The following is a 20091-nucleotide window of genomic DNA, read 5'->3' as shown; positions in this document are numbered from 1 at the left end:
CCTGGCCTGCCCCGCCCACGCCCACGCCCACGCCTTGCGGCCAGAAGCGCATCGCGCGCCTGGCAGTCGACGCCTTGCGGCTCGAACTCGACACCTACCCCAAACCCGGCCTCGTCAGCCGCGTCGACAGCGGCAGCCACGCCGACATGGACGCATCGACCTTCGAGGCGAGTGCGGCAGCGCTCGAGCCTTACTTCGAAGAACTGGCGCGTGCAGGCGCCGAGGATCGCGGCATGGACGCTCTGCGCCGAATCGGTCTCGACGCGGAATCCGCCATGCGGACGGCGACGGCAGGCATCAATACGCATCGCGGCGCGATCTTCGGCCTCGGGCTGCTCGTCGCGGCGGCAGGCGCCCTCGACGACGGAGGCTCCCCCTTGGGTCCGGGTGTGCTCGGCGCTCATGTGCGTGCCCGTTACGCAACAGACATTCTCGGTGGGCCGGCCCTGCTGCACATGCCCGGCGCAAGGGTCCGGCAACGCTACCGCATCGGCGGTGCGCCGGCAGAGGCTGCGGCGGGCTTTCCAACGCTCTATCGCGTCGGGCTGCCCGCCTTGCGCCGCGGCCGGGTCGCTCAGCCCGACAATCCGGAGGCGGCCAGGGTCGAAGCCTGTCTCGCTCTGATCGCGCAATTGCAGGACACCAACCTGCTCCACCGTGGGGGAGAGGCGGGCTACCGCTTCGCGCGCGAGGCGGCGGCCGGATTCGCCGCGCGCGGGGGCATCTCCTGCGACGATTGGCTGAAGGAGGCTGTGCGGCTGCATCACGCCTTCGTCGCGCGCAACCTGAGTCCCGGTGGTGCGGCGGATCTGCTGGCGATGACGCTGTTCGTCGACGCCGTCGAAGAGGTCGGCCCGTGAGCCTTGCCGTACTCCTGTCCGGTCAAGGCGGCCAACATCCGGGCATGTTCGACCTGACGGCCGATTGCATCGAAGCTCAGCCTGTTTTCCAGGCCGCAACGCCGCTTCTCGGCGGCACCGATCCGCGCGACCTCGCAAGGGCCGGCGGCAAGGCGCTGCACGAGAACCGCACCGGGCAGATCCTGTGCTGCGTCGCCGCCCTCGCCGGCTGGGCGGTCGTGGAGGCGGCTGGTCCGAAGCGGGTGATCGTGGCCGGCTACAGTATCGGCGATCTCGCCGCTTGGGGCGTCGCGGGGCGATTTCCTTCAGACACCTTGCTGCGTCTTGCCGCCACGCGCGCAGAGGCGATGGACGCAGCTTCGGGCGATGGCTTCGGCCTCGCGGGCCTTCGTGGACTTCCCCTCGATCTGGTGGAAAGCATGGCCCGCCGCCACGACTGCCACCTCGCTATCCGCAATGCCCCGGACAGCAGCGTCGTCGGAGGAAAGCGGGATGCGCTCGACGCTCTCTGCCGGGAAGCCGTCGGCGCCGGTTCGCAGCGCGCCGTCGTCCTCCCCGTCCACACGCCCTCGCACACGCCGCGACTCAAGGCTGCGACAGATCGGTTTCGTGATGTTCTCGCGCAGGAGGAGCCGTGCCGCCCCGGGCCTGGTGCGCCGCGCCTCATCAGCGGTCTCGATGGGACGACGGTGTTTGCTGCCAAGGCCGGGCTGGAAAAGCTGGCGCTTCAGATCTCGCAGACCCTCGATTGGGCGGCATGTCTCGTGGCATGCCGCGAATACGGCGTCGATCAGGTCTTGGAACTCGGCCCCGGCCATGCGCTCGCAACGATGGCGCGCGACGCTCTACCCGCAGCCCGCGTCCACGCACTCGAGGATTTTCGGTCTCCGGACGGCATCGTCGCGTGGGTGCGAGATGCGCAATCGCGGTGAGACGCTATTGCTCACGATAGAATTTCATTCGTGGATGCTGATTGCCACAGAAGCCGGCATTCAACCCTCTATTCCGATGTCTTAGCGTACGACAACGATGGACGGCTATCGGCCGTTTCGGTCGGCGAGAACGCCGTCTGCAAAGCCGGTGGCGAAGCCGAGCCTCCCTGGGCGGACCGCCGATATCGACGGCACCACGCTCAACGGCATCCCTTCCTAAGCTCAGCCGCCCGTCATCGGTGGAAAGAAGGCGATCTCGGCGGCGCCCGTGATCGGACTGTCGGGCCGGGCGTGCACCCGGTCGATCGCGGCGCGGACCACACCCTCGTTCTCGAAGGCGTAGGCGTATTCCTCGCCGTGGGTCTTCAGCCAGGACACGAGGCCGGCGATGGTGTCGATGCCGGGTGGCGGGGTGACGGTCTCGTCGGCCTTGCCGATCCGTTCGCGGACCCAGGCGAAATACACGAGCTTCATTGTTCGACCGATCGTCTCAAGGCTCGTGGATGACGTGCCGGATTCCGGCCCGCATGTAGTCCCAGCCGGTGTAGAGCGTGAGGGCTGCGGCGATCCAGAGCAGGACGAGGCCGATATCGACCGTGTGCGGCAGGATGGTCTCGCCGGCCGGCCCCGCGACGAGGAAACCCAGGGCCACGAGTTGCAGGGTCGTCTTGTACTTCGCGACCTTGCTCACCGGCACGCCGACCTTCAGCTCGGCGAGATACTCACGCAGCCCCGAGACCAGCACCTCACGGCACAGGATCACGATCGCCGCCCACAGCGAGAAGCCGGAGATGGTGTGGTCTGCGGCGAGCATCAGCAGGCAGGCCGCGACCAGGAGCTTGTCGGCGATCGGGTCGAGCATCCGGCCGAGGGCCGAACTCTGCGCGTAGGCGCGGGCGACATAGCCGTCGAGATAATCGGTGATGCCGGCCACGATGAAGATCGCGAGCGCGGCGAACCGCGCCCCGATCTCGTCCGGCCAGAACAACAGGGCGACCAGCACCGGCACCGCGACGAGGCGGCCATAGGTCAGGCAGTTCGCCAGCGTCCAGGCCTGCGAGCGCCTTCGGGGAAAGACCGCGTTCATCGGCGCGGTGAAATCATGCGCTCGCGGGGGCGTCAACCGCGGCGTTTGGCAAGGAGGCCTGAGCATTTGGGTTCAGGCGTTCGTATGGAAGAAATCGTAGACGGCCCTCGCCGTCGCGGCATTCACCCCCGGAGCCTGGGCGAGATCTTCGAGCGCCGCCCTCTGGATCGCCTTCACGGTCCCGAAATGGTGGAGAAGCGCGCGTTTGCGCGTCGGCCCGATGCCGGCGATCTCGTCGAGGGGATTGCGAACCATCTCGCGCTTGCGCTTGGCCCGGTGGGTGCCGATGGCGAAGCGGTGGGCCTCGTCGCGCAGGCGCTGCACGAAGTAGAGGGTCGGATCGCGCGGCGGCAGCTTGAACGGCGGCTTGCCGGGAATGAAGAAGGTCTCGCGGCCGGCATCGCGGTCACGGCCCTTGGCGATTCCGGCAAGCGCCAGATCGGTGACGCCGACTTCTTCCAGCATCGAGCGGGCGGCCTCGAGCTGACCCTTGCCGCCGTCGATCAGGACGAGGTCGGGCCAGGCGGGAAATGTTTCGCTGTCGGCCTCCGGCTCGGGGACCGGCTCCGGCGCGCCGCCCTCGCTCGCGGCGAGCGCGGCTTCCTTCGGCGTACGCGGCGACTCCTTGACGAGGCGCTTGAAGCGGCGGTGCAGCACCTCGCGCATCATCCCGAAATCGTCACCCGGGCTCAGCTCCTCCGACTTGATCGTGAAGGTGCGATAATGCGTCTTCATGAAGCCGGTCGGGCCGGCGACGATCATCGCCCCGACGGCGTTCGTACCAGAGATGTGCGAGTTGTCGTAGACCTCGATGCGGCGCGGCGGCTTGTCCAGGCCGAAGGCCTGGCCCAGCGCCACCAGCAGCTTGCCCTGCGAGGCGGTGTCGGCGAGGCGGCGGCCGAGCGCCTCCTTGGCGTTGCGCTGCGCGTAGTCGACCAGCGCCTTGCGCTCGCCACGCTGGGGCTGGTGGATGTCGACGCGGTACTCGACGCGGCTCGACAGGGCGGCGGCGACGAGTTCGGCCTCCTCGACGGCATGGCTCGTCAGCACGACGCGCGGCGCCGGCTTGTCGTCGTAGAACTGGCCGATGAACGAGGCGAGCACCTCGTCGGCGCTCATGGAGCGGTCGGCTTTGGGGAAGTAGGCGCGGTTGCCCCAGTTCTGGAAGTTCCGGAAGAAGAACACCTCAATGCAGAACTGCCCGGCCTGTTCGTCGAGCGCGAACACGTCGGCCTCCTCGACGCCCTGCGTGTTGACACCCTGCACACCCTGCACCGTCGAGAGTGCCGCGATCCGGTCGCGGAATCGCGCGGCGCGCTCGAACTCCATCGCCTCGGAGGCCTCCTGCATCGATTCCCGCATGCGGTCCTTCACGGCGTTGGACTTGCCGGACAGGAAGGCCTGCGCGTTCTCGGCGAGGCCGGCGTAATCCGCCTCCGAGATCTCGCCGGTGCAGGGGCCGGCGCAGCGCTTGATCTGGAAGAGCAGGCAGGGCCGCGAGCGGTTCTCGTAGTAGCTGTCGGAGCAGGTGCGCAGCAGGAAGGCGCGCTGCAGGGCGTTCACCGTGCGGTTGACCGCCCAGACATTGGCAAAGGGGCCGTAATAGCTGCCCTTCCGGCGGCGCGCGCCGCGGTGCTTGACGATCTGCGGAGCCGGCCCTTCGGAGGTCAGCAGGATATAGGGAAACGACTTGTCGTCCCGCATCAGCACGTTGAAGCGGGGCTTCAGCTGCTTGATGAGGTTCGCCTCGAGCAGCAGCGCCTCGGTCTCGGTTGCGGTGGTGACGAACTCCATCGCCGCCGTCTGCCCGATCATGCGGGCGATGCGGTTCGAATGGGCTTGGCCCCGGGCATAGGAGCCGACGCGGGCCTTCAAGCTCTTGGCCTTGCCGACGTAGAGGACGTCGCCCTTGGCATCGAACATCCGGTACACGCCGGGCGATGTCGGAAGGGTCGACCAGAACCGCTTGATGACCTCGGTGCCGGCGGCGACCGCCCCGGGCTCGAAATCGAAGTCGATCTCGGCCGCATCGTCGAGAGCCGGAGCCTCGGTCTCGTCGTCCTCGGCGGCGTCGAACGCGTCCGGCGGAACGTCACCTTGGGCAGATCGGGGCGCGTGGCGGCTCATGGCCCCGATGTAAGGTCCGGCGATTCCGCTTGGAAGGGCCGGCGGCGCGCAGGTCAGCCGAACAGGGCGTCGATATCCGTCTGATCGACGTGGCCGGCATCCTCGGCAAGCTTCGGGCCGTTGAGGAGCGAGCTCTCGTCGTCCTCGGAGGGCGGCGGCGTATCGACCGAGATGAGCTCGCGGAAGCTGTCGAGACCGCTCCAGGCCTCGATCATCCGGTCGAGATGCTCCTCGACGAACTTCAGCACGCTCACGATTTTGCTGATGCGCTGGCCGGTCAGGTCCTGAAAGTTGCAGGCCTCGTAGGCGACGATCACCCGCTCGAGGATGACGTCGACATGGGCCTGCGTCGCCCGCGGAAGACGCTGGCCGCGCAGCATGTTGGCATTGGTCTCGATTTCCTCGATCGCGCCGAGGATCGTGGACGTCGCAGCCTCGGTCGATTCGACCACGGCGTCGAGTTCACCTGCGACCCGTTTCATTCCCTTCCCGGCGCTGTCCGAGCGATGGAGGTTGGCGATCTCCTGCTTGGTGCGGGTGATCGCATCCTTCATCAGGTCGAGTTCGGAGCGCATGGAGAAGGCTTCGGTCAGTTCGCGCCGGCAGGCGTCGATGGTCTCGCCGGTGCTGGCCTGCGTGATGCGCCGCAGATCCTGGATCGCAGCCAGGATTTCATCGAGCTGGGCCGCTCGCGCGGGCGAGGCGGCTTCCATCTCCGACGTCATGTCCGAGGTCAGGCCGAGGGTGTCCTCGATGCGGTATCGCTTTGCGGTCATCGGTCGGCTGCGGCCCATGTCGAGGGTGTCGAGGCAGGATTACCGAAAACGGTTTCCATTTCCTGAATGTCCGACTTCCGCGGCCGGAGTTTACGCAGTGTTGACGACGAATCGGATCATTCCGCGCCGCGCGCCCTCGACACCTTCGACGACGCAAATCGCGTTCAACAGATAACGCATTGATACAAAGCGATATTTGGAATTCACGAGCTTTCACCGAAGCTCCGCCGTCGTGAACGATTCACTACGTTTTTTCACGGCTTTCTCGCCTTGCCGCCCGATCATCGAGACAGGAGCGCGGCGCAGTTGTCGGCGGCACGGGCGCTTCTGATTCATTTCGGATGCTGAAAGGACCACGCGCGATGCGTTTGGCGGTAACCGTGTCGGCGGCGGCGCTCGCCACCCTCATCTCGGGCCATGTGGCCGAGGCCCAGTCCCGATCCGGCCAGTATGGCGGCGGCTTCATCGAGTACCTGATGACGGGCGACGGACCCGCACCCATCGTCCCCCGCGGCGGCCGGGGTCTGCGCGACGACGGGACTCTGCCGCAGCATCCGGCGGCCTACGGCTACGGAGGCCCGGATGCGATGCGTTACCCCGACGGCGACCCCTATTCGGGGCATAGCCCGGAGGCAGCGACGCCGCACACCCGCCTCGCCGCCCTCCCCTCCCGCCCGGAGCCGCAGGAGGTGGCGATCGGCCGTGCGATCGACCCGCGCTACGAGCGGCAGGTCGTCGAATTTCCCGGCGCGCGGCGCGCGGGCACGATCGTGATCGATACGAACGCCAAGCACCTCTATCTCGTACAGGACGGCGGCCGGGCGATCCGCTACGGCATCGGCGTCGGCCGGCCCGGCTTCCTCTGGACCGGCACCAAGACCATCAGCCAGAAGCGCGAATGGCCGGATTGGACGCCACCCTCGGAGATGTTGGCGCGCCGCCCCGATCTGCCCCGCCACATGGAGGGCGGCCCCGGCAATCCGCTTGGTGCGCGGGCGATGTATCTCGGCTCTTCGCTCTACCGCATCCACGGCACCAACGAGCCGCACACGATCGGCCAAGCGGTGTCGTCCGGCTGCATCCGGATGATGAACGAGGACGTCATCGACCTCTATCAGCGCACGTCGGTGGGCACACGCGTCGAGGTGCTCTGACATCGCCGCACAAAAGAACCCCCGACACCGTGTGAGCGGCGCCGGGGGTTCTTCTTGAAGTCCCCGCTCCGGCGATCAGACCCAGTCGTCTTCCCCGCCGCCGCCGAAATCGCCGCCGGGATCGCTGTCGAAGGATGCGTCGTCGAAGCCGCCGGTATCGCTGCCGCCGCCGAGCGCCGAGCCGAGATCCTGGTTGCCGCCACCGCCGTCACTTCCGAAGAAGTTGTTCTCCGTGACGGTGTCTCCGCCGCCGAGCCCGGCAGCCGCCGAGCTGCCGAGATGCGAGTGACCGCCAGCGAATGCGTTCGAGAGCGCGCTCCCGAGCAGCATGCCGCCGGCCGCGCCCGCTGCCATCGGCAGCGCGGATGCGAGGAAACCGCCGCCGCGCGCAGGAGGCTGCTGCGCCTGTCCGGCCCATGGGCCGCCCTGTTGCGGACCGCCGTATCCCGGCTGGCCGCCGTAGCCGCCACCCTGCTGCGGACCGCCGTAGCCGCCCTGGTTACCCCAGGGCTGACCGCCCGGCCGCTGCTGCGGCTGCGGGTCCTGGCGTGAACCGCCCCCGCCGAAGATGCTCGACAGGAAGCCACCGCCGCCCTGAGGCTGCGCCTGTGCCTGCTGCCGCGCCTGCTCGAGCTGCTGGTTGAGGCTCTTGATCGCCTCCTCCTGCACGTAGATCAGCTGGGCCATCGCGTAGGGTGCATATGGCTGGGTGCGCAACTTCTCGGCGATGAAGCGCTCGGCATCGGCGTCGCGCTGCTGGTTTCCGGCCTGTTCCAAGCGCTGGAAGATTCCGTTGATGATGTCGCGTTCTTCGCTGTTCATGGCCGTCCTCCTGAGGGCGGGCGGCAGCAGCGCCACCGCTTGTCGCCTACGACATGGGGGGCTGCGATGGCTTTGTCAGGGGGCCGTGTAAAATTTGCGATGCGTACGGAGCCGGGGGAAGGAACTCGCGCCGGAGCCGATCGGGCCTACCCACCTCGAAACGCGAAAAGCCCGGCCGTGAGGCCGGGCTTCCAGAACGATACCGAAGCGGTAGGACTGATCGGGCTCGACCGCGAGGATCGCCGTCCAGTCGGGTCTTAGTACGAGCCGAACTTGTAGTTCACGCCGGCGCGGACGACGGCGAAGTCGGTGTCGCGGGTGCGGGCGGCACCGGAGACCAGCGCGACGTCAGGCGAGCTGATCGAGATGGTGCGGCCGGCAGCGTTCTGAGCGAAGGCGCCGTTGAGGCCGTTGCCCTGGTCGAGGTTCACGTAGAGACCTTCGATCTTGAACGTCACGGCCGAGGACTTGAAGAAGTTCAGGAACGAGTCGGTGGGGAGAGCGTACTCGACGCCGCCGCCGACAGCGTAACCGGTCTTGAAGTCGTCGCTGGAGCCGTTCGGGAGACCGAAATCGCTGCCACCGCCGGCGCCGTAGGCGAAGCCGCCCGTTGCGTAGACGAGGGTGCGGTCGAAGGCGTAGCCGAGACGGCCGCGGACCGTGCCGAAGTAGTCGAGGCCCGACAGGCCCGACGGGTTGAACACGGTGGTGCCGGGCACGATGCCGCCGCCGGCAGCGGTGGCGAAGGCGAAGCGGTTACGATCACGGCCGAAATCGGCGTACTGGGCGTCGGCCTCGATACCGACGACGAAGCCCGAACCCGGCGTGAACTGGTAGTTGTAGCCGATCTGGCCACCGCCAACGAAACCTTCGTTGTTGTTGCGGTTGCTGAAGGCGAGAACGCCGGGCTGCAGGCCGGCCGGGCTTGCGAAGATGCCGGTGCTGGCAGCGGCGCCGACGACGGTCGGAGCGTTGCTGTCGCTGGTGCCGAAGCCGTAACCGGCGTTGAAACCGGCGTAGAAGCCCGTCCAGGTGAACACGGGCACCGGAACGAAGACCGGCGGCGGCGCAGCGCGGCGCGGAAGGTCGGCGGCGAAGGCCGAGCCGACGAAGGCAATGGCAGCGAAGGCGGTGGACGCCCGGAGGATCGATTTCATCGTACTGGTCCCTTTACTCTGCGTCGGCGCACCCCTCAGGGCCGGTCCGGCGCGGTTCCCCGTATCTATTCCAGCAACCGAAGAGATGCTGTTGCAGAGCAACCACGCCGACCGTCCCGAAGGCGGCCCCTTTGTGGCAGTGGTTGCCTTTCCCTTGGCTACTTGAGGCTAGAACGCCACCAAACGGTCAAGGTTCACTTACTGCCGAGCTTTTTTCCCCTGTTTTCTTGGACAAGTTGTCGCAGGGTGGAACCCTTACGGCCAAGTTCCGCAGTGGAGGTAGCGATACGACCGGTTGGTGTGATGTGCGTCCGCACACACGGTTCAGCTTGCCGGCCCGCTGCAACTCACGGCGTCAGGGCGATCGCGGAGATCAAGCGGCCGTAATCGGCCTCGCCGCGGTGAGTGGCCCGCCGATAGCTGTAGAAGCGCAGCTCGTCGGCATAGGTGCAGAGGCCGAGAACCGCGGCTTCGCCGATCCCTGCCTCATGCAGCCGGGACAGGATGAAGCCCGGCAGGTCGAACTGTGCGTGCCCTGCCCGCTCGCCCTCGGCGAAGAAGCGCTCCGATCCCGGGGCCTCGCTGCGGAACCGTGCGAGAAACTCCTCGCCGACCTCGTAGGCGGCCTGCGCGATCGTCGGCCCCAGCACGGCGACGATCCGGCCGCGCTCGGCCCCGAGATCTTCCATGGCGGCGACGGTGTTGGTAATTACGCCGGTGAGCGCGCCCTTCCAACCGGCATGGGCCGCGCCGACGACGCGGTTCTCGGGATCGGCAAAAAGGATCGGACCGCAATCCGCCGTGGCGATGCCGAGCGCCAGACCCGGCACCCGCGTCACCATCGCGTCGGCCTGCGGGCGCGCATCGAGGGGGAACGGCGCCTCGACGGTGACGACGCGGTTCGAATGGACCTGGTAGAGACTGACCAAAGCACTCGCGGGGAGCGCGAGCTGTGCGCACATCCGCTCCCGGTTCTCGACGACGCTTGCGGGTTCGTCCCGCGAGCCGATGCCGCCGTTCAACGAGGCGTAGAGCCCTTCGGAGACCCCACCCTGCCGCGTGAAGAAGGCGTGCCGGACATAGGAGTGCGAGCTGAGTTCGGGCGCTTCGATGAACATGGCGGGTCCGGGCGATCTGTTTGCGAAAGGGCCGTCCTCACGCCGTCGCGGGAAAGGCGGGCAGCGCGCCCAGCGAGGGATGGCTGATGCCGAGCACCTTGAACAGGGTGCCCATGCCGCGCCGCGCCGGATCAGTCAGCCGTGCATGAGCCGCTGCGATCGCCTCGGCCTGGGCGGGCGTGGCCCGGGCCGTCAGGCGTTCGGCGCGCAGGCGAAGCCCGAGCCCCTCCAGGAAGTCGCGCTGGTCGATGGGGCCGTGGAGGCGGGCGCCCTCCCCCGCAGCGGCGGCGGCCAGCGCCGAGAAGTCGACATGGGTGGTGAGATCGGCCTCGCCGGGCCGCTCGAGGGGATCGACGAAACGGTGACGCGCGAGCGCCTGCAGCGTGTCGCCGAAACCGGGCCGGACATGGCCGTAATCGATCGCGAGAAGTGCGCCGCCCCGGCGGACGAGCCGCGCGGCAAGAATGCGCATTGTCGCGAGGGCGGCGCTCGGCAGAGTGAGAACGACACCGGGTGGGGCGTCCCGGGTGATCGTGCGATCGGGATCGGGCGAGAGGCCGCGCACCAGCTGCGTCCCATCGAGCGAAAGGCCGACGCGGTGCTCGCACCACCCGGCCTCCCGACGCTCGAACTGGCGCACGGGCAGCGCATCGAAGAACTCGTTGGCGACGATGATCGCGGGTCCGTCGGGCAGCGTCTCGACCGTGTCGTGCCAACGCGGCGCGGCGCCCGGGAGCCGCTCGGATTGTAGCGCCCGCAGGACCGGGCTCGTCTCGACGAGATGCAGGTCGAAGCCGGCACGGGGAGCGGCGGAGCACAGCGCCCGCAGCGCGTCCTCCATCAGCGTGCCGCGGCCCGGCCCGAGCTCGACGAGGTTGAGGGTCGCGGGTGCACCCATCGCTGCGTGGGTGGCGGCGATCCAGACGCCGACGAGTTCGCCGAACATCTGGCTGATCTCGGGCGCCGTGACGAAATCGCCCTCGCGTCCGAGCGGGTCGCGGGTCTGGTAATATCCGTGAACCGGGTGCCCGAGGCAAAGGCCCATGTAGCGGTCGAGGCCGATCGGCCCGTTCACGCGAATCTCCGCCGCGATCTCGCGGAAGAGTGGCGCCGGCTCTGGTGGGAGCCCGCTCAGATCTGCCCCGCCTCGGCCTGGACCTCGATCTCGGGGTTGCGCGGCCGGGTCACGCCGCGGGCGGCGAGCACGATGTAGGTGAGGCCGACGACGGCCATCGGCAGGCAGAGCAGCATGCCCATGGTGATGCCCCCGCCGAGCGCGCCGACATCGCCGCCGAACAGGAAGCCGAGTTGCGCATCGGGCTCGCGGAAGAACTCGCAGAAGGTCCGCGTGACCGCATAGCCCAACACGAAGATGCCGCCGATGAGCCCCGGCCTGCGGAAGCCGAAGCGGCGCACGGCGAGCGCCATCACGACGAAGAGCAGCAGGCCTTCCGCGCCCGCCTCGAACAGCTGGCTCGGATAGCGCGGCACCTCCCCGCCGGTGGGGAAGACGACCGCATAGGGAAAGTCCCGCGCCGGGCGGCCCCAGAGCTCGCCGTTTACGAAGTTCGCGATCCGGCCGAAGAACAGGCCGATCGGCGTCACCACGGCGGCGAGGTCGAGCATGGTGTAGCCGTTGAGCCCGCGCATCCGCGCGAACAGCAGCAGCGCGAAGATCGCGCCCAGAAAGCCGCCGTGGAAGGACATGCCGCCGTTGCGGATGGCCAGGATCTCGGTCGGGTCGTCGAGGTACATCGGCAGATTGTAGAACAGCACGTAGCCGATGCGGCCGCCGAGCACGACGCCGAGCGCCACCCAGACGATCAAGTCGTCGACGTCGGCGAGCTTCGGCCGCTTCACCACGCCCCAGAGCGAGTCGGCGGCAACGAGGCGGCGCGCGTAGAACCAGCCGCCGACGAGCCCCGCGATGTAGGCCAGCGCATACCACTTGATGGTGATCGGCCCGAGCGCGACCGCCACGGGGTCGATGGCCGGGAAGGGAATGGCGAAGAGCGGCGGCATCGGCAGGCCTTTTTCAGAGCGCGACGGGCTTTCCCGATGAATCGCGGTGGCCATGCACCGGGGCCGGCGGAAGCGTCAAGCCTCAGGCCGCGGCGCTTGCCCGACCGCACGTGGCGGGCGAAGTTTCACACGGGACGAAACGCACCGGAGACGCGGCGGCGTGCTGAACAATACCGAGATGGTGGCGCGGCTGGTGCTCGCCGGCGCGCTCGGCAGCGTGATCGGGTTCGAGCGCGAGCGGCTGCTCTGGGCGGCGGGCCTGCGCACGCACATGCTGGTCTGCGTCGGCGCCTGCCTGATCATGCTGGTCTCGGCCTTCGGCTTCGCCGACGTCCTCGGCCACAAGGACATCGTGCTCGACCCCTCCCGCGTCGCCGCGCAGGTCGTCTCGGGCATCGGCTTCCTCGGCGCGGGCACGATCCTGCTGCGCGGCGAGGTGGTGAAGGGGCTGACCACTGCCGCGAGCCTCTGGGCCGTCGCCGCGATCGGCCTCGCGATCGGCGGCGGGCTCTACGTCCCGGCCATCGCGACCACCGTGATCGTCATCGGCATCCTCGCCGGCGTGAAGCCGATCGAGGAGAGCTGGCGCGGGAGGATGCAGACGCGGGTGCTGCGCCTCACGGTGAAGCGCGGCGCGCTGACGATCGACACGTTGCAGGCGGTCGCCGGTGCGCGGGCCTCCCGGGTGCGCCAGTTCGTGGTGAAGCCCGGCTCAGACCCGGAGGTCGAGGAGGTCACCATCTCCTTCGTCCGCCTCTCGCACACCAGCGTGGACGCCATCGCCGCGAAGCTGCGGCAGAACGCCGACGTCGTCAGCGTCGAGGCGTCGGAGGGCTGACGGCTCGTCAGCGCGATGCGTCGTCGAGAAACAACCGATAGGCCGGATTCACGGTTTCGTCGCAGCACGGGTAACCCAACGCCTTGAGCGCCGCATCGAATCGGACCCGCTCGGCCGTCGGCACGTCGATCCCGGCGAGCACGCGACCGTAGTCGGCGCCGTGATTCCGGTAGTGGAACAGCGTGATGTTGAAGCCGTCGCCGAGTGCGTCGAGGAACTTCATCAGCGCACCGGGACGTTCCGGGAACTGGAAGCGGTAGAGCCGCTCGTCGGGCAGGCCCTGCGCGCGACCGCCGACCATGTAGCGCACATGGACCTTGGCCATCTCGTTGTCGCTGAGGTCGTGAACGCGGTAGCCCGCGCCCGTGAGGGTGGCGATCAGGTCTCGTTTCTCCGGGCGTCCGCCGGGCAGGTTGATGCCGACGAAGATCTGCGCCTCGGACTCGCGCGCATAGCGGTAGTTGAATTCGGTGATCGCACGCGGTCCCAACGCGGCGATGAAGGCGCGGTAGGCGCCCGGCCGCTCGGGGATGGTGACGCCGAGCAGCACCTCGCGCTCCTCGCCGATCTCCGCCCGCTCGGCGATGTGGCGGAGGCGATCGAAGTTGAGGTTGGCGCCGGACGAGATCGCCACCAGCGTGCCCCCTCCCCCGCCCTCGCGCGCCGCATAGACCTTGGCTCCGGCGAGGCTCAGCGCGCCGGAGGGTTCGGAGACCGCGCGGGTATCGTCGAAGACGTCCTTCACCGCCGCGCACATCGCGTCGGTGTCGACGGTGATGATTTCGTCGAGATGCTCGCGGCAGAGCCGGAACGTTTCGGCACCGGCCTGCCGGACGGCGACGCCGTCGGCGAAGAGGCCGACGCTTGGCAGCATGACCAGCTCGCCCGCGTCGAGGGCCGCCTTCATGCAGGCGGCGTCGTCCGGCTCGACACCGATGACCTTGGTCTCGGGCCGCAGGTATTTCACGAAGGTGGCGATGCCGGCAGCCAAGCCGCCGCCGCCGACGGGCACGAAGATCGCCTCGATCGGCCCGGAATGCTGCTGCAGGATCTCCATGCCGATGGTGCCCTGGCCAGCAATCACGTCGGGGTCGTCGAAGGGGTGCAGGAAGGTGAGGTTCTGCTCGGCCTCGAGCCGGCGGGCCTCGGTCAGGGCTTCATCGAAAGCGTCGCCGTGCAGGATCACCTCGGCGCCCCGCGCGCGGCAGGCGTCGACCTTGATGGCCGGCGTCGTGCGCGGCATCACGATCACCGCGCGCACGCCGAGCCTCTGCGCGCCGAGCGCCACGCCCTGCGCATGGTTGCCGGCCGAGGCGCAGACGACGCCGAGCGCCAGCGCCTCGGGGCTCAGCCCCGACATCTTGTTGTAGGCGCCGCGCAGCTTGAACGAGAAGACCGGCTGCAGGTCCTCGCGCTTCAGTAGCACCGGTCGTCCGAGCCGCTTCGAGAGCCGCGGCATGGGGTCGAGCGGGCTCTCCTTGGCGACGTCGTAGACGCGGGAGGAGAGGATTTTCTTGATGTAGTCGGTCACGGGCACGTCATCGGGCTTGGCGGGCTGCCCTGCGGCGGCTCCGAAACGGTAGGCAGCATCGGCGGCGTTCCGAGCCGGCGCGCACCCACTTAAGCCCTCGGCCGCCCGGATGCGAGGACAACGGCGCGACTTCCAGCGCGACATGGCGGACGGCCGCAGGCGCCGTCGGTATCAGAACGTGATGGATTCCGTCACGGCCGCAGGATCGAGTGGGACGTGGAACGACGCTCCCATGCCGCCCACGATGTGCCGCACCACCGTGGCGGCGATCTGCCCGATCCGGATTGTCGTGCCGATTGCGGCCGGATCGTCGATATGCAGGGCAACGCCTGTCGCCGATACGTCGATGAGCCGCCCCGGCATGACGTCGCCGCTCTCCAGCGTCACCGAGACCCCTTTGCAGCGGGGCACGACCCGAGGATGGGTCCGGATCGGCGCATGGGGACGCTGCTGGCGCCCGAATTCGATGAGGCTGGCGGCGATGGCGGAACTCTGTCCCCGCCCCGCCAAGAGCCTGACCGTGAAGAGATTGTCTCCGACTCGCACCACCCGGGCCTCGACGAGCCCCACGCCGCGGATGCTGCAGGTCAGGACCTCGGAGACGAACGGCGTGGTGGCGGAGCGGAACTGGATCCCGTCGAGAGACACGTCGTCGGTCACCGCGTAGAAATCCGGTCGGTGCTTGTTCCAGCACAAAGCCGGAAGGATCACCTTGTGCTGATGTTCGAGAGCCAATTCCCACACGCTTTCGACGCCGCCAAGAAGACCTCATTTGTTAAGACGCGTCCCTTTCCCGGGTGGCGTGGGAATGCATAAAATTGTCGGAAGCTGCCACCGACCCGGTGGATCGATTTTCCGAACGGAGCAGTCGGATAAATGTGGAGTGGTTATTCTTGGATAGTCGGCGTTATTATCGCGATGATATAAAATATATTTCTGGTAAATCGATGTTTTTGCGATACTTTATTTCGATGACAATTGCCAATAGCGGGACTTCATCGATCAGGAAAATCCGATCGGCAGCGCCAATGGCAAAAATTACTCCGCTATTCACCAGCGATGACTAGCTGCCATGCGACGGTCCTCGGGCAAGCCGCACCAACGGCGTCATGCACCTGAAGCGTAGAGGCTACCCGTTTCAGCAGCCGAATGCCGTCGAGAGCAGGACGGACTCAGAGCCGATCAATGACCGCGGCGATCCATACGAGAGCCGCCAGCATCTGGGCGGCGAAGGCACCGGCAGAGGCGAGGTCCTTGACGATGCCGATCCGGGCGTGGTGGCCGGGGTGGAGGTGGTCGCAGAGCTTCTCGATCGCGGTGTTCAGGAACTCGGCGCAGAGCACCAGGAGGAGGCTCGCGAGCAGGGCGACGCGGATCCAGAGCGTCGCACCGAGCAGGACGGTCGCCGGCAGGCCGAGCGCCAGCAGCATGAGTTCGAGACGGATCGCGCGCTCGGTGCGGGCCCCGTGGACGAGGCCGCGCCAAGAGTTCAGCAAGGCGATGTACAGGGCCTTCATGCGCCCGGCCCCGGTGCCGCGCGGGCGATCCAGCGCGCCAGGATCGGGCCTGTCAACAGCACCGTAAACAGGCGAAGTGTCTGAACGCCCAGCACAAACGACACGTCGGCCTTCGACCCGACCGCGATGATCGCCACCGAGTCGAGACCGCCGGGGCTGGTTGCGAGGAAGGCGGTGAGGAAATCGATCGGTAGCAGGAAGGTCAGCCCCCAGGCCCAGCTTCCGCAGAGGACGATGATCGCGACGGTGGCGACGAGGATGCCGGGGAGCGCGTGCCAGACCGCCCGCAGCGTCTCCCGGTTGAAGCGCAGGCCGACATACCAGCCGATGCCGGCATAGGCGGCGTCGAGCAGCGCGCCGGGGACGGAAACGCTTGCGATTCCAGTGGTATGCAGGACGGCGCCGAGCAGCATCGGCCCGACCAGGGCGGCGGCGGGAATGTGCAGCAGCATGGCGAGGCCGGCCCCGAGGGCGGCGATGCCGAGGGTGGCCAGCACGGAGAGCGCGGGCGCCGGTTCGGCGGCCGCGACCGCCGGCAGCGCCGAGCCGTCCACGAAGAAACGCGCGACGACAGAAGCGGTTAGCACCACCGCGGCGACCCGCACGTACTGCATGAAGGCAACGAGGCGGGGGTCGGACCCGTAGGCCTCCGACATCGCGACCATGGCAGCGGCGCCCCCGGGGGCCGAGCCCCAGGCGGCGGTGGAGCCGGGCAGGATCTGGAGCCGCGTCAGGATGATGCCCAGGATAGCCCCGGCGAGCACCGTAACGCACACCGCGGCGCAGATCAGAGCAGCATCGTCGACGATGGTCCGGGTTATCTCGGGCGTGATCGAATGGGCCACGAGGCAACCGATCACCGCCTGCGCCGCGAGGAATAGCGGGCGCGGCAGGGCGAGGCCGGCGCCGCGAATTCCGAAGACAATGGCGACGAGCATCGGCCCGAGCAGCAGCGCCGCCGGAAACCGTGCGAGATTCAGCGCGGCGGCGAGGAAAGCGGAGGCCGCCAGGAGCGCGATCCAGCGGAAAACCGTGCGGAGATCGGGCAAGGGCTACTGCAGGTTGCGGAGCGTTTCGCCGGCCGGGCGCGGGCGACCGGGTGGCGCTACACCGCCGAGGCCGAGCTGTCACCGCTCGACATGGCTGCGTGGCCGGCGTCCCGGCAGGCAATGGTGCCGTCGGGGACATGGCTCCGAAAGAACGCAGCGAGATGCGCGAGGCCGCCGGCCCGCGGGTCGCTCGAGCGCCAGACCAGCGCGATGGTGCGGCCCGGACCGTCCGCTGCGAAGCGCCGCGTCACCGTGAGCCCGCTCGGGTCGGGACCCGAGGGGGCCGCGAGCAGCGGCAGCAGGGTGAAGCCTGCGCCGGCCGCCACCATGGAGCGCAGGGTCTCCAGGCTGGTCGCGTGCCGGCCGGAGGCGTTGCCGGCGCCGCAGGCGGCGATGGTCTGGTCGCGCAGGCAGTTGCCCTCGTCGAGGAGGAGCAGGTCCGGCCCCGCGATCCGGCCGGCGTCGAGGGCGCCGCGCGCGAGGCCGTGGTCGGCCGGGCAGGCGAGCAGGAACGGTTCGTCGAACAGCGGCGACACCGTCAGCCCCGAGGCGGGAATCGGCAGCGAGACCAGGGCCGCGTCGATGCGCCCGTCGCGCAGCCCCTCCAGGATCTCGGCGGTGCGCGCCTCGCTCAGCGCCAGCGACAGCATCGGAAACTCGGCCCGCAGCCGCCGCAGCACCAGCGGGAAGTAGTAGGGGCCGAGCGTCTGGATTGCGGCGAGCACCAGCCGCCCGGTCAGCGGCGAGCCGCGCCCCTCGGAGGCCATCGCCAGCAGCCGCTGCGCCTCGGCCAGGACGATGCGGGACTGGCGCACGATCGCCTGCCCGGCCTCGGTGAGGAGCACGCGCCGGTTCGAGCGCTCGAACAGCACGAGGCCGAGGGTGGTCTCGAGCTTGCGTACCTGCACGGACAGCGTCGGCTGGCTCACGTTGCAGCGTTCGGCTGCCCGCCCGAAATGCGTCTCGTCGGCGATGGCGACGACGTATTCGAGGTCCCGCAGCGACAATCCGGCGACATTCATAGGTTGCGCCTATCACAACCTTTGCGACGATGCATTTGCCACTGGGGGATGCCTGCGCCATATCCCGTGTCGAGAACGGTTCCAGCTTCGGCTGAGAATCGTCCCCCATCACGGAGAGATTTCGCGCATGAGCGACAACCGCCCGATCCTGACCACCCGCCAGGGCCATCCGGTCCGCGACAACCAGAGCACCCGCACGGTCGGCGAGCGCGGCCCGGCGACGCTCGAAAACTACCAGTTCATCGAGAAGATCACGCATTTCGATCGCGAGCGGATCCCGGAGCGCGTCGTCCACGCCCGCGGCGCCGGCGCCCACGGCTATTTCGAGGCCTACGGCAAGATCGGCAACGAGCCGGCTTCCAAGTACACCCGCGCCCGCGTCCTCAACGAGGTCGGCGTGAAGACGCCGATGTTCGTGCGCTTCTCAACCGTGGCCGGCGCCAAGGAGAGCCCTGAGACCGAGCGCGACCCGCGCGGCTTCGCGGTGAAGTTCAAGACCGTCGACGGCAACTGGGATCTCGTCGGCAACAACCTCAAGGTCTTCTTCATCCGCGACGCGATCAAGTTCCCCGACATGATCCACGCGTTCAAGCCGGACCCGGTGACCAACCGGCAGGAGGCCTGGCGCTTCTTCGACTTCGTGGCCCAGCACCCCGAAGCGATCCACATGGTCACGCACCTCAAGTCGCCCTGGGGCATCCCCGCGAACTACCGCGAGATGGAGGGCTCGGGCGTCAACACCTACAAGCTCGTCAACGACCAGGGCGAGGCCGTGCTCTGCAAGTTCCATTGGGAGCCGAAGCAGGGCATCCGCAACCTGACCTCGGCCCAGGCCGCCGAGATCCAGGGCAAGGATGTCGGGCACGCCACGCGCGACCTCTACGACAACATCTCCAAGGGCAATTTCCCCGAGTGGGAATTCTGCGTGCAGATCATGCCCGACGGCCCGAACGACCACCTGTCGTTCGATCCGCTCGACGACACCAAGCTCTGGCCCGTCGAAGACTTCCCGCTCCTGCCGGTGGGCCGCATGGTGCTCGACCGCGTGCCGGACAACTTTTTCGCGGAAGTCGAGCAGTCGGCCTTCGGCACCGGCGTTCTGGTCGACGGTATCGACTTCTCGGACGACAAGATGCTCCAGGGTCGGACGCTGTCCTACTCGGATACGCAGCGCTACCGCGTCGGCGCCAACTACCTGCAGCTGCCGATCAACGCTCCGCAGCCCGGCGTGAAGGTTTTCTCCAACCAGCGCGACGGCCAGATGACCTACGGCGTCGACGGTCACGGCCAGAACCGGCACATCAACTACGAGCCCTCGACCGTCGGCGAAGGCCTCGCCGAGGCTCCCAAGCCGGCGCATGACTATCACCAGCCGGTGCAGGGCCAGCTCGGCCGCTACCAGACCTCGCGCACCGAGGACGACTACGCCCAGGCCGGCGTGCGCTATCGCTCGTTCGAGACCTGGGAGCGGGACGACCTGATCGCCAACCTCGTCGGCGACATGAAGCAGTGCCCCGAGGCGATCCAGCTGCGGATGGTCTGGCACTTCTCCCATGCCGACGCCGATTACGGCCGCCGCGTCGCCGAAGGCGCCGGCATCGATCTGGCAAAGGCGCTGGCCCTGCCGCCACTGCCGGGCCGCGCTGCGCCGGGCAAGCGTCTCCAGGCCGAGACCTACACCGACGGCTCGCACGCCCACCGCGTCGCCGCCGAATAATTTTTCGGGGTAACGCGACAGAGAAAAGTCCCGTGGAGCCTATGCTCCGCGGGGCTTTTTCTTGGGGTCGTCCTTCGTTGGGGTGCTGTCAGCCTATCGGCCGCGCAAAAAGAAGAACCACACCAGGAGAATGACGGGGATCGGAATCCCGATGAGCCACAACAATCCGCCGGTCAGCATGTCGATCTCCTTGAGCCGACTGAGCAACGATGGGTTTGGCAGGACCGTTCCGTCGGTGGAGGCGCAAGCGCTGGAATGTCGGTGTTTCGGATCGACTCATTCGGTATGGGCCGTCGTTTCGAGTTCCGCGATCACCCTGTAGGTCCAAAGACGAGTGCATGGAAAAACCCAGAATATCTATT

The 20091-nt window shown here is 68.0% G+C and carries 19 protein-coding genes; 5 read left to right on the top strand and 14 right to left on the bottom strand.

The window, feature by feature from the left end:
* Nucleotides 1-50 precede the first annotated feature (50 nt).
* Together mdcB and MFF07_RS20610 are read left to right on the top strand one after the other, a co-directional pair.
* Complete coding sequence (gene mdcB / locus MFF07_RS20615; protein WP_238232796.1) at nucleotides 51-860, top strand: triphosphoribosyl-dephospho-CoA synthase MdcB; 810 nt, start codon at nucleotides 51-53, stop codon at nucleotides 858-860.
* Nucleotides 857-1792 carry a malonate decarboxylase subunit epsilon gene (locus tag MFF07_RS20610; RefSeq protein WP_147816689.1) on the top strand — a complete coding sequence of 312 codons (936 nt, stop codon included), beginning with the start codon at nucleotides 857-859 and terminating at the stop codon, nucleotides 1790-1792. The genes mdcB and MFF07_RS20610 overlap by 4 nt, the downstream gene beginning before the upstream one ends.
* Nucleotides 1793-2014: 222 nt before the next feature.
* Here MFF07_RS20610 and MFF07_RS20605 read toward each other — a convergent pair whose 3' ends face one another.
* The 4 genes from MFF07_RS20605 to MFF07_RS20590 form a co-directional block, all read right to left on the bottom strand.
* Complete coding sequence (locus tag MFF07_RS20605; RefSeq protein WP_147816690.1) at nucleotides 2015-2266, bottom strand: MoaD/ThiS family protein; 252 nt, start codon at nucleotides 2264-2266, stop codon at nucleotides 2015-2017.
* 16 nt (nucleotides 2267-2282) lie between these two features.
* Nucleotides 2283-2879, bottom strand: coding sequence for a CDP-diacylglycerol--glycerol-3-phosphate 3-phosphatidyltransferase (pgsA, locus tag MFF07_RS20600; protein ID WP_147816691.1), 597 nt, complete (start codon nucleotides 2877-2879; stop codon nucleotides 2283-2285).
* Nucleotides 2880-2951: 72 nt separating this feature from the next.
* Entirely contained in the window at nucleotides 2952-5006 is a 2055-nt protein-coding gene (gene uvrC / locus MFF07_RS20595) for an excinuclease ABC subunit UvrC (RefSeq protein ID WP_147816692.1), read from the bottom strand.
* 53 nt (nucleotides 5007-5059) lie between these two features.
* Nucleotides 5060-5782 carry a protein phosphatase CheZ gene (locus MFF07_RS20590; RefSeq protein ID WP_147816693.1) on the bottom strand — a complete coding sequence of 241 codons (723 nt, stop codon included), beginning with the start codon at nucleotides 5780-5782 and terminating at the stop codon, nucleotides 5060-5062.
* A 362-nt stretch (nucleotides 5783-6144) separates the two neighbouring features.
* Between MFF07_RS20590 and MFF07_RS20585 the strand changes: the two genes are divergently transcribed.
* Nucleotides 6145-6936 (top strand): L,D-transpeptidase, encoded by a 792-nt coding sequence (locus tag MFF07_RS20585; protein WP_147816694.1) that lies wholly within the window; start codon nucleotides 6145-6147, stop codon nucleotides 6934-6936.
* A gap of 75 nt (nucleotides 6937-7011) precedes the next feature.
* On the opposite strand, the gene MFF07_RS20580 is transcribed toward MFF07_RS20585, so the two are convergent.
* The 5 genes from MFF07_RS20580 to lgt form a co-directional block, all read right to left on the bottom strand.
* On the bottom strand, nucleotides 7012-7758 hold the full coding sequence (locus tag MFF07_RS20580) for a DUF2076 domain-containing protein (RefSeq protein ID WP_147816695.1): 747 nt from the start codon (nucleotides 7756-7758) through the stop codon (nucleotides 7012-7014).
* A 257-nt stretch (nucleotides 7759-8015) separates the two neighbouring features.
* Nucleotides 8016-8915 carry an outer membrane protein gene (locus MFF07_RS20575; RefSeq protein ID WP_147816696.1) on the bottom strand — a complete coding sequence of 300 codons (900 nt, stop codon included), beginning with the start codon at nucleotides 8913-8915 and terminating at the stop codon, nucleotides 8016-8018.
* A 347-nt stretch (nucleotides 8916-9262) separates the two neighbouring features.
* The gene (pgeF, locus tag MFF07_RS20570) at nucleotides 9263-10033 is read right to left on the bottom strand and encodes a peptidoglycan editing factor PgeF (protein WP_238232789.1); all 771 of its coding nucleotides are present in this window, start codon (nucleotides 10031-10033) and stop codon (nucleotides 9263-9265) included.
* 37 nt (nucleotides 10034-10070) lie between these two features.
* Complete coding sequence (locus MFF07_RS20565) at nucleotides 10071-11108, bottom strand: class I SAM-dependent methyltransferase (RefSeq protein ID WP_373322402.1); 1038 nt, start codon at nucleotides 11106-11108, stop codon at nucleotides 10071-10073.
* Between the two features lie 56 nt (nucleotides 11109-11164).
* Nucleotides 11165-12055 carry a prolipoprotein diacylglyceryl transferase gene (lgt, locus tag MFF07_RS20560; protein WP_147816698.1) on the bottom strand — a complete coding sequence of 297 codons (891 nt, stop codon included), beginning with the start codon at nucleotides 12053-12055 and terminating at the stop codon, nucleotides 11165-11167.
* A 160-nt stretch (nucleotides 12056-12215) separates the two neighbouring features.
* Between lgt and MFF07_RS20555 the strand changes: the two genes are divergently transcribed.
* Nucleotides 12216-12893 carry an MgtC/SapB family protein gene (locus MFF07_RS20555; protein WP_147816699.1) on the top strand — a complete coding sequence of 226 codons (678 nt, stop codon included), beginning with the start codon at nucleotides 12216-12218 and terminating at the stop codon, nucleotides 12891-12893.
* Between the two features lie 7 nt (nucleotides 12894-12900).
* On the opposite strand, the gene ilvA is transcribed toward MFF07_RS20555, so the two are convergent.
* The 5 genes from ilvA to MFF07_RS20530 all read right to left on the bottom strand — a co-directional run bounded on the left by ilvA (nucleotide 12901) and on the right by MFF07_RS20530 (nucleotide 18012).
* The gene (ilvA, locus tag MFF07_RS20550; protein WP_147816700.1) at nucleotides 12901-14424 is read right to left on the bottom strand and encodes a threonine ammonia-lyase, biosynthetic; all 1524 of its coding nucleotides are present in this window, start codon (nucleotides 14422-14424) and stop codon (nucleotides 12901-12903) included.
* Between the two features lie 171 nt (nucleotides 14425-14595).
* Nucleotides 14596-15084, bottom strand: coding sequence for a PilZ domain-containing protein (locus MFF07_RS20545; RefSeq protein WP_238232788.1), 489 nt, complete (start codon nucleotides 15082-15084; stop codon nucleotides 14596-14598).
* 512 nt (nucleotides 15085-15596) lie between these two features.
* Nucleotides 15597-15941 carry a diacylglycerol kinase gene (locus tag MFF07_RS20540; protein ID WP_147816702.1) on the bottom strand — a complete coding sequence of 115 codons (345 nt, stop codon included), beginning with the start codon at nucleotides 15939-15941 and terminating at the stop codon, nucleotides 15597-15599.
* Complete coding sequence (locus MFF07_RS20535; RefSeq protein ID WP_147816703.1) at nucleotides 15938-16990, bottom strand: AbrB family transcriptional regulator; 1053 nt, start codon at nucleotides 16988-16990, stop codon at nucleotides 15938-15940. Before MFF07_RS20535 ends, MFF07_RS20540 begins: the two co-directional genes overlap by 4 nt.
* Nucleotides 16991-17046: 56 nt before the next feature.
* On the bottom strand, nucleotides 17047-18012 hold the full coding sequence (locus MFF07_RS20530; RefSeq protein WP_147816704.1) for a LysR substrate-binding domain-containing protein: 966 nt from the start codon (nucleotides 18010-18012) through the stop codon (nucleotides 17047-17049).
* A 127-nt stretch (nucleotides 18013-18139) separates the two neighbouring features.
* On the opposite strand from MFF07_RS20530, the gene MFF07_RS20525 reads away from it, so the two are divergent.
* Nucleotides 18140-19729 (top strand): catalase, encoded by a 1590-nt coding sequence (locus tag MFF07_RS20525; protein WP_147816705.1) that lies wholly within the window; start codon nucleotides 18140-18142, stop codon nucleotides 19727-19729.
* Nucleotides 19730-20091 lie beyond the last annotated feature (362 nt).

The organism is Methylobacterium thuringiense (assembly GCF_022179645.1).
GTDB classification, from domain to species: domain Bacteria; phylum Pseudomonadota; class Alphaproteobacteria; order Rhizobiales; family Beijerinckiaceae; genus Methylobacterium; species Methylobacterium thuringiense.
This window is presented reverse-complemented; position numbering and strand designations above follow the sequence as displayed.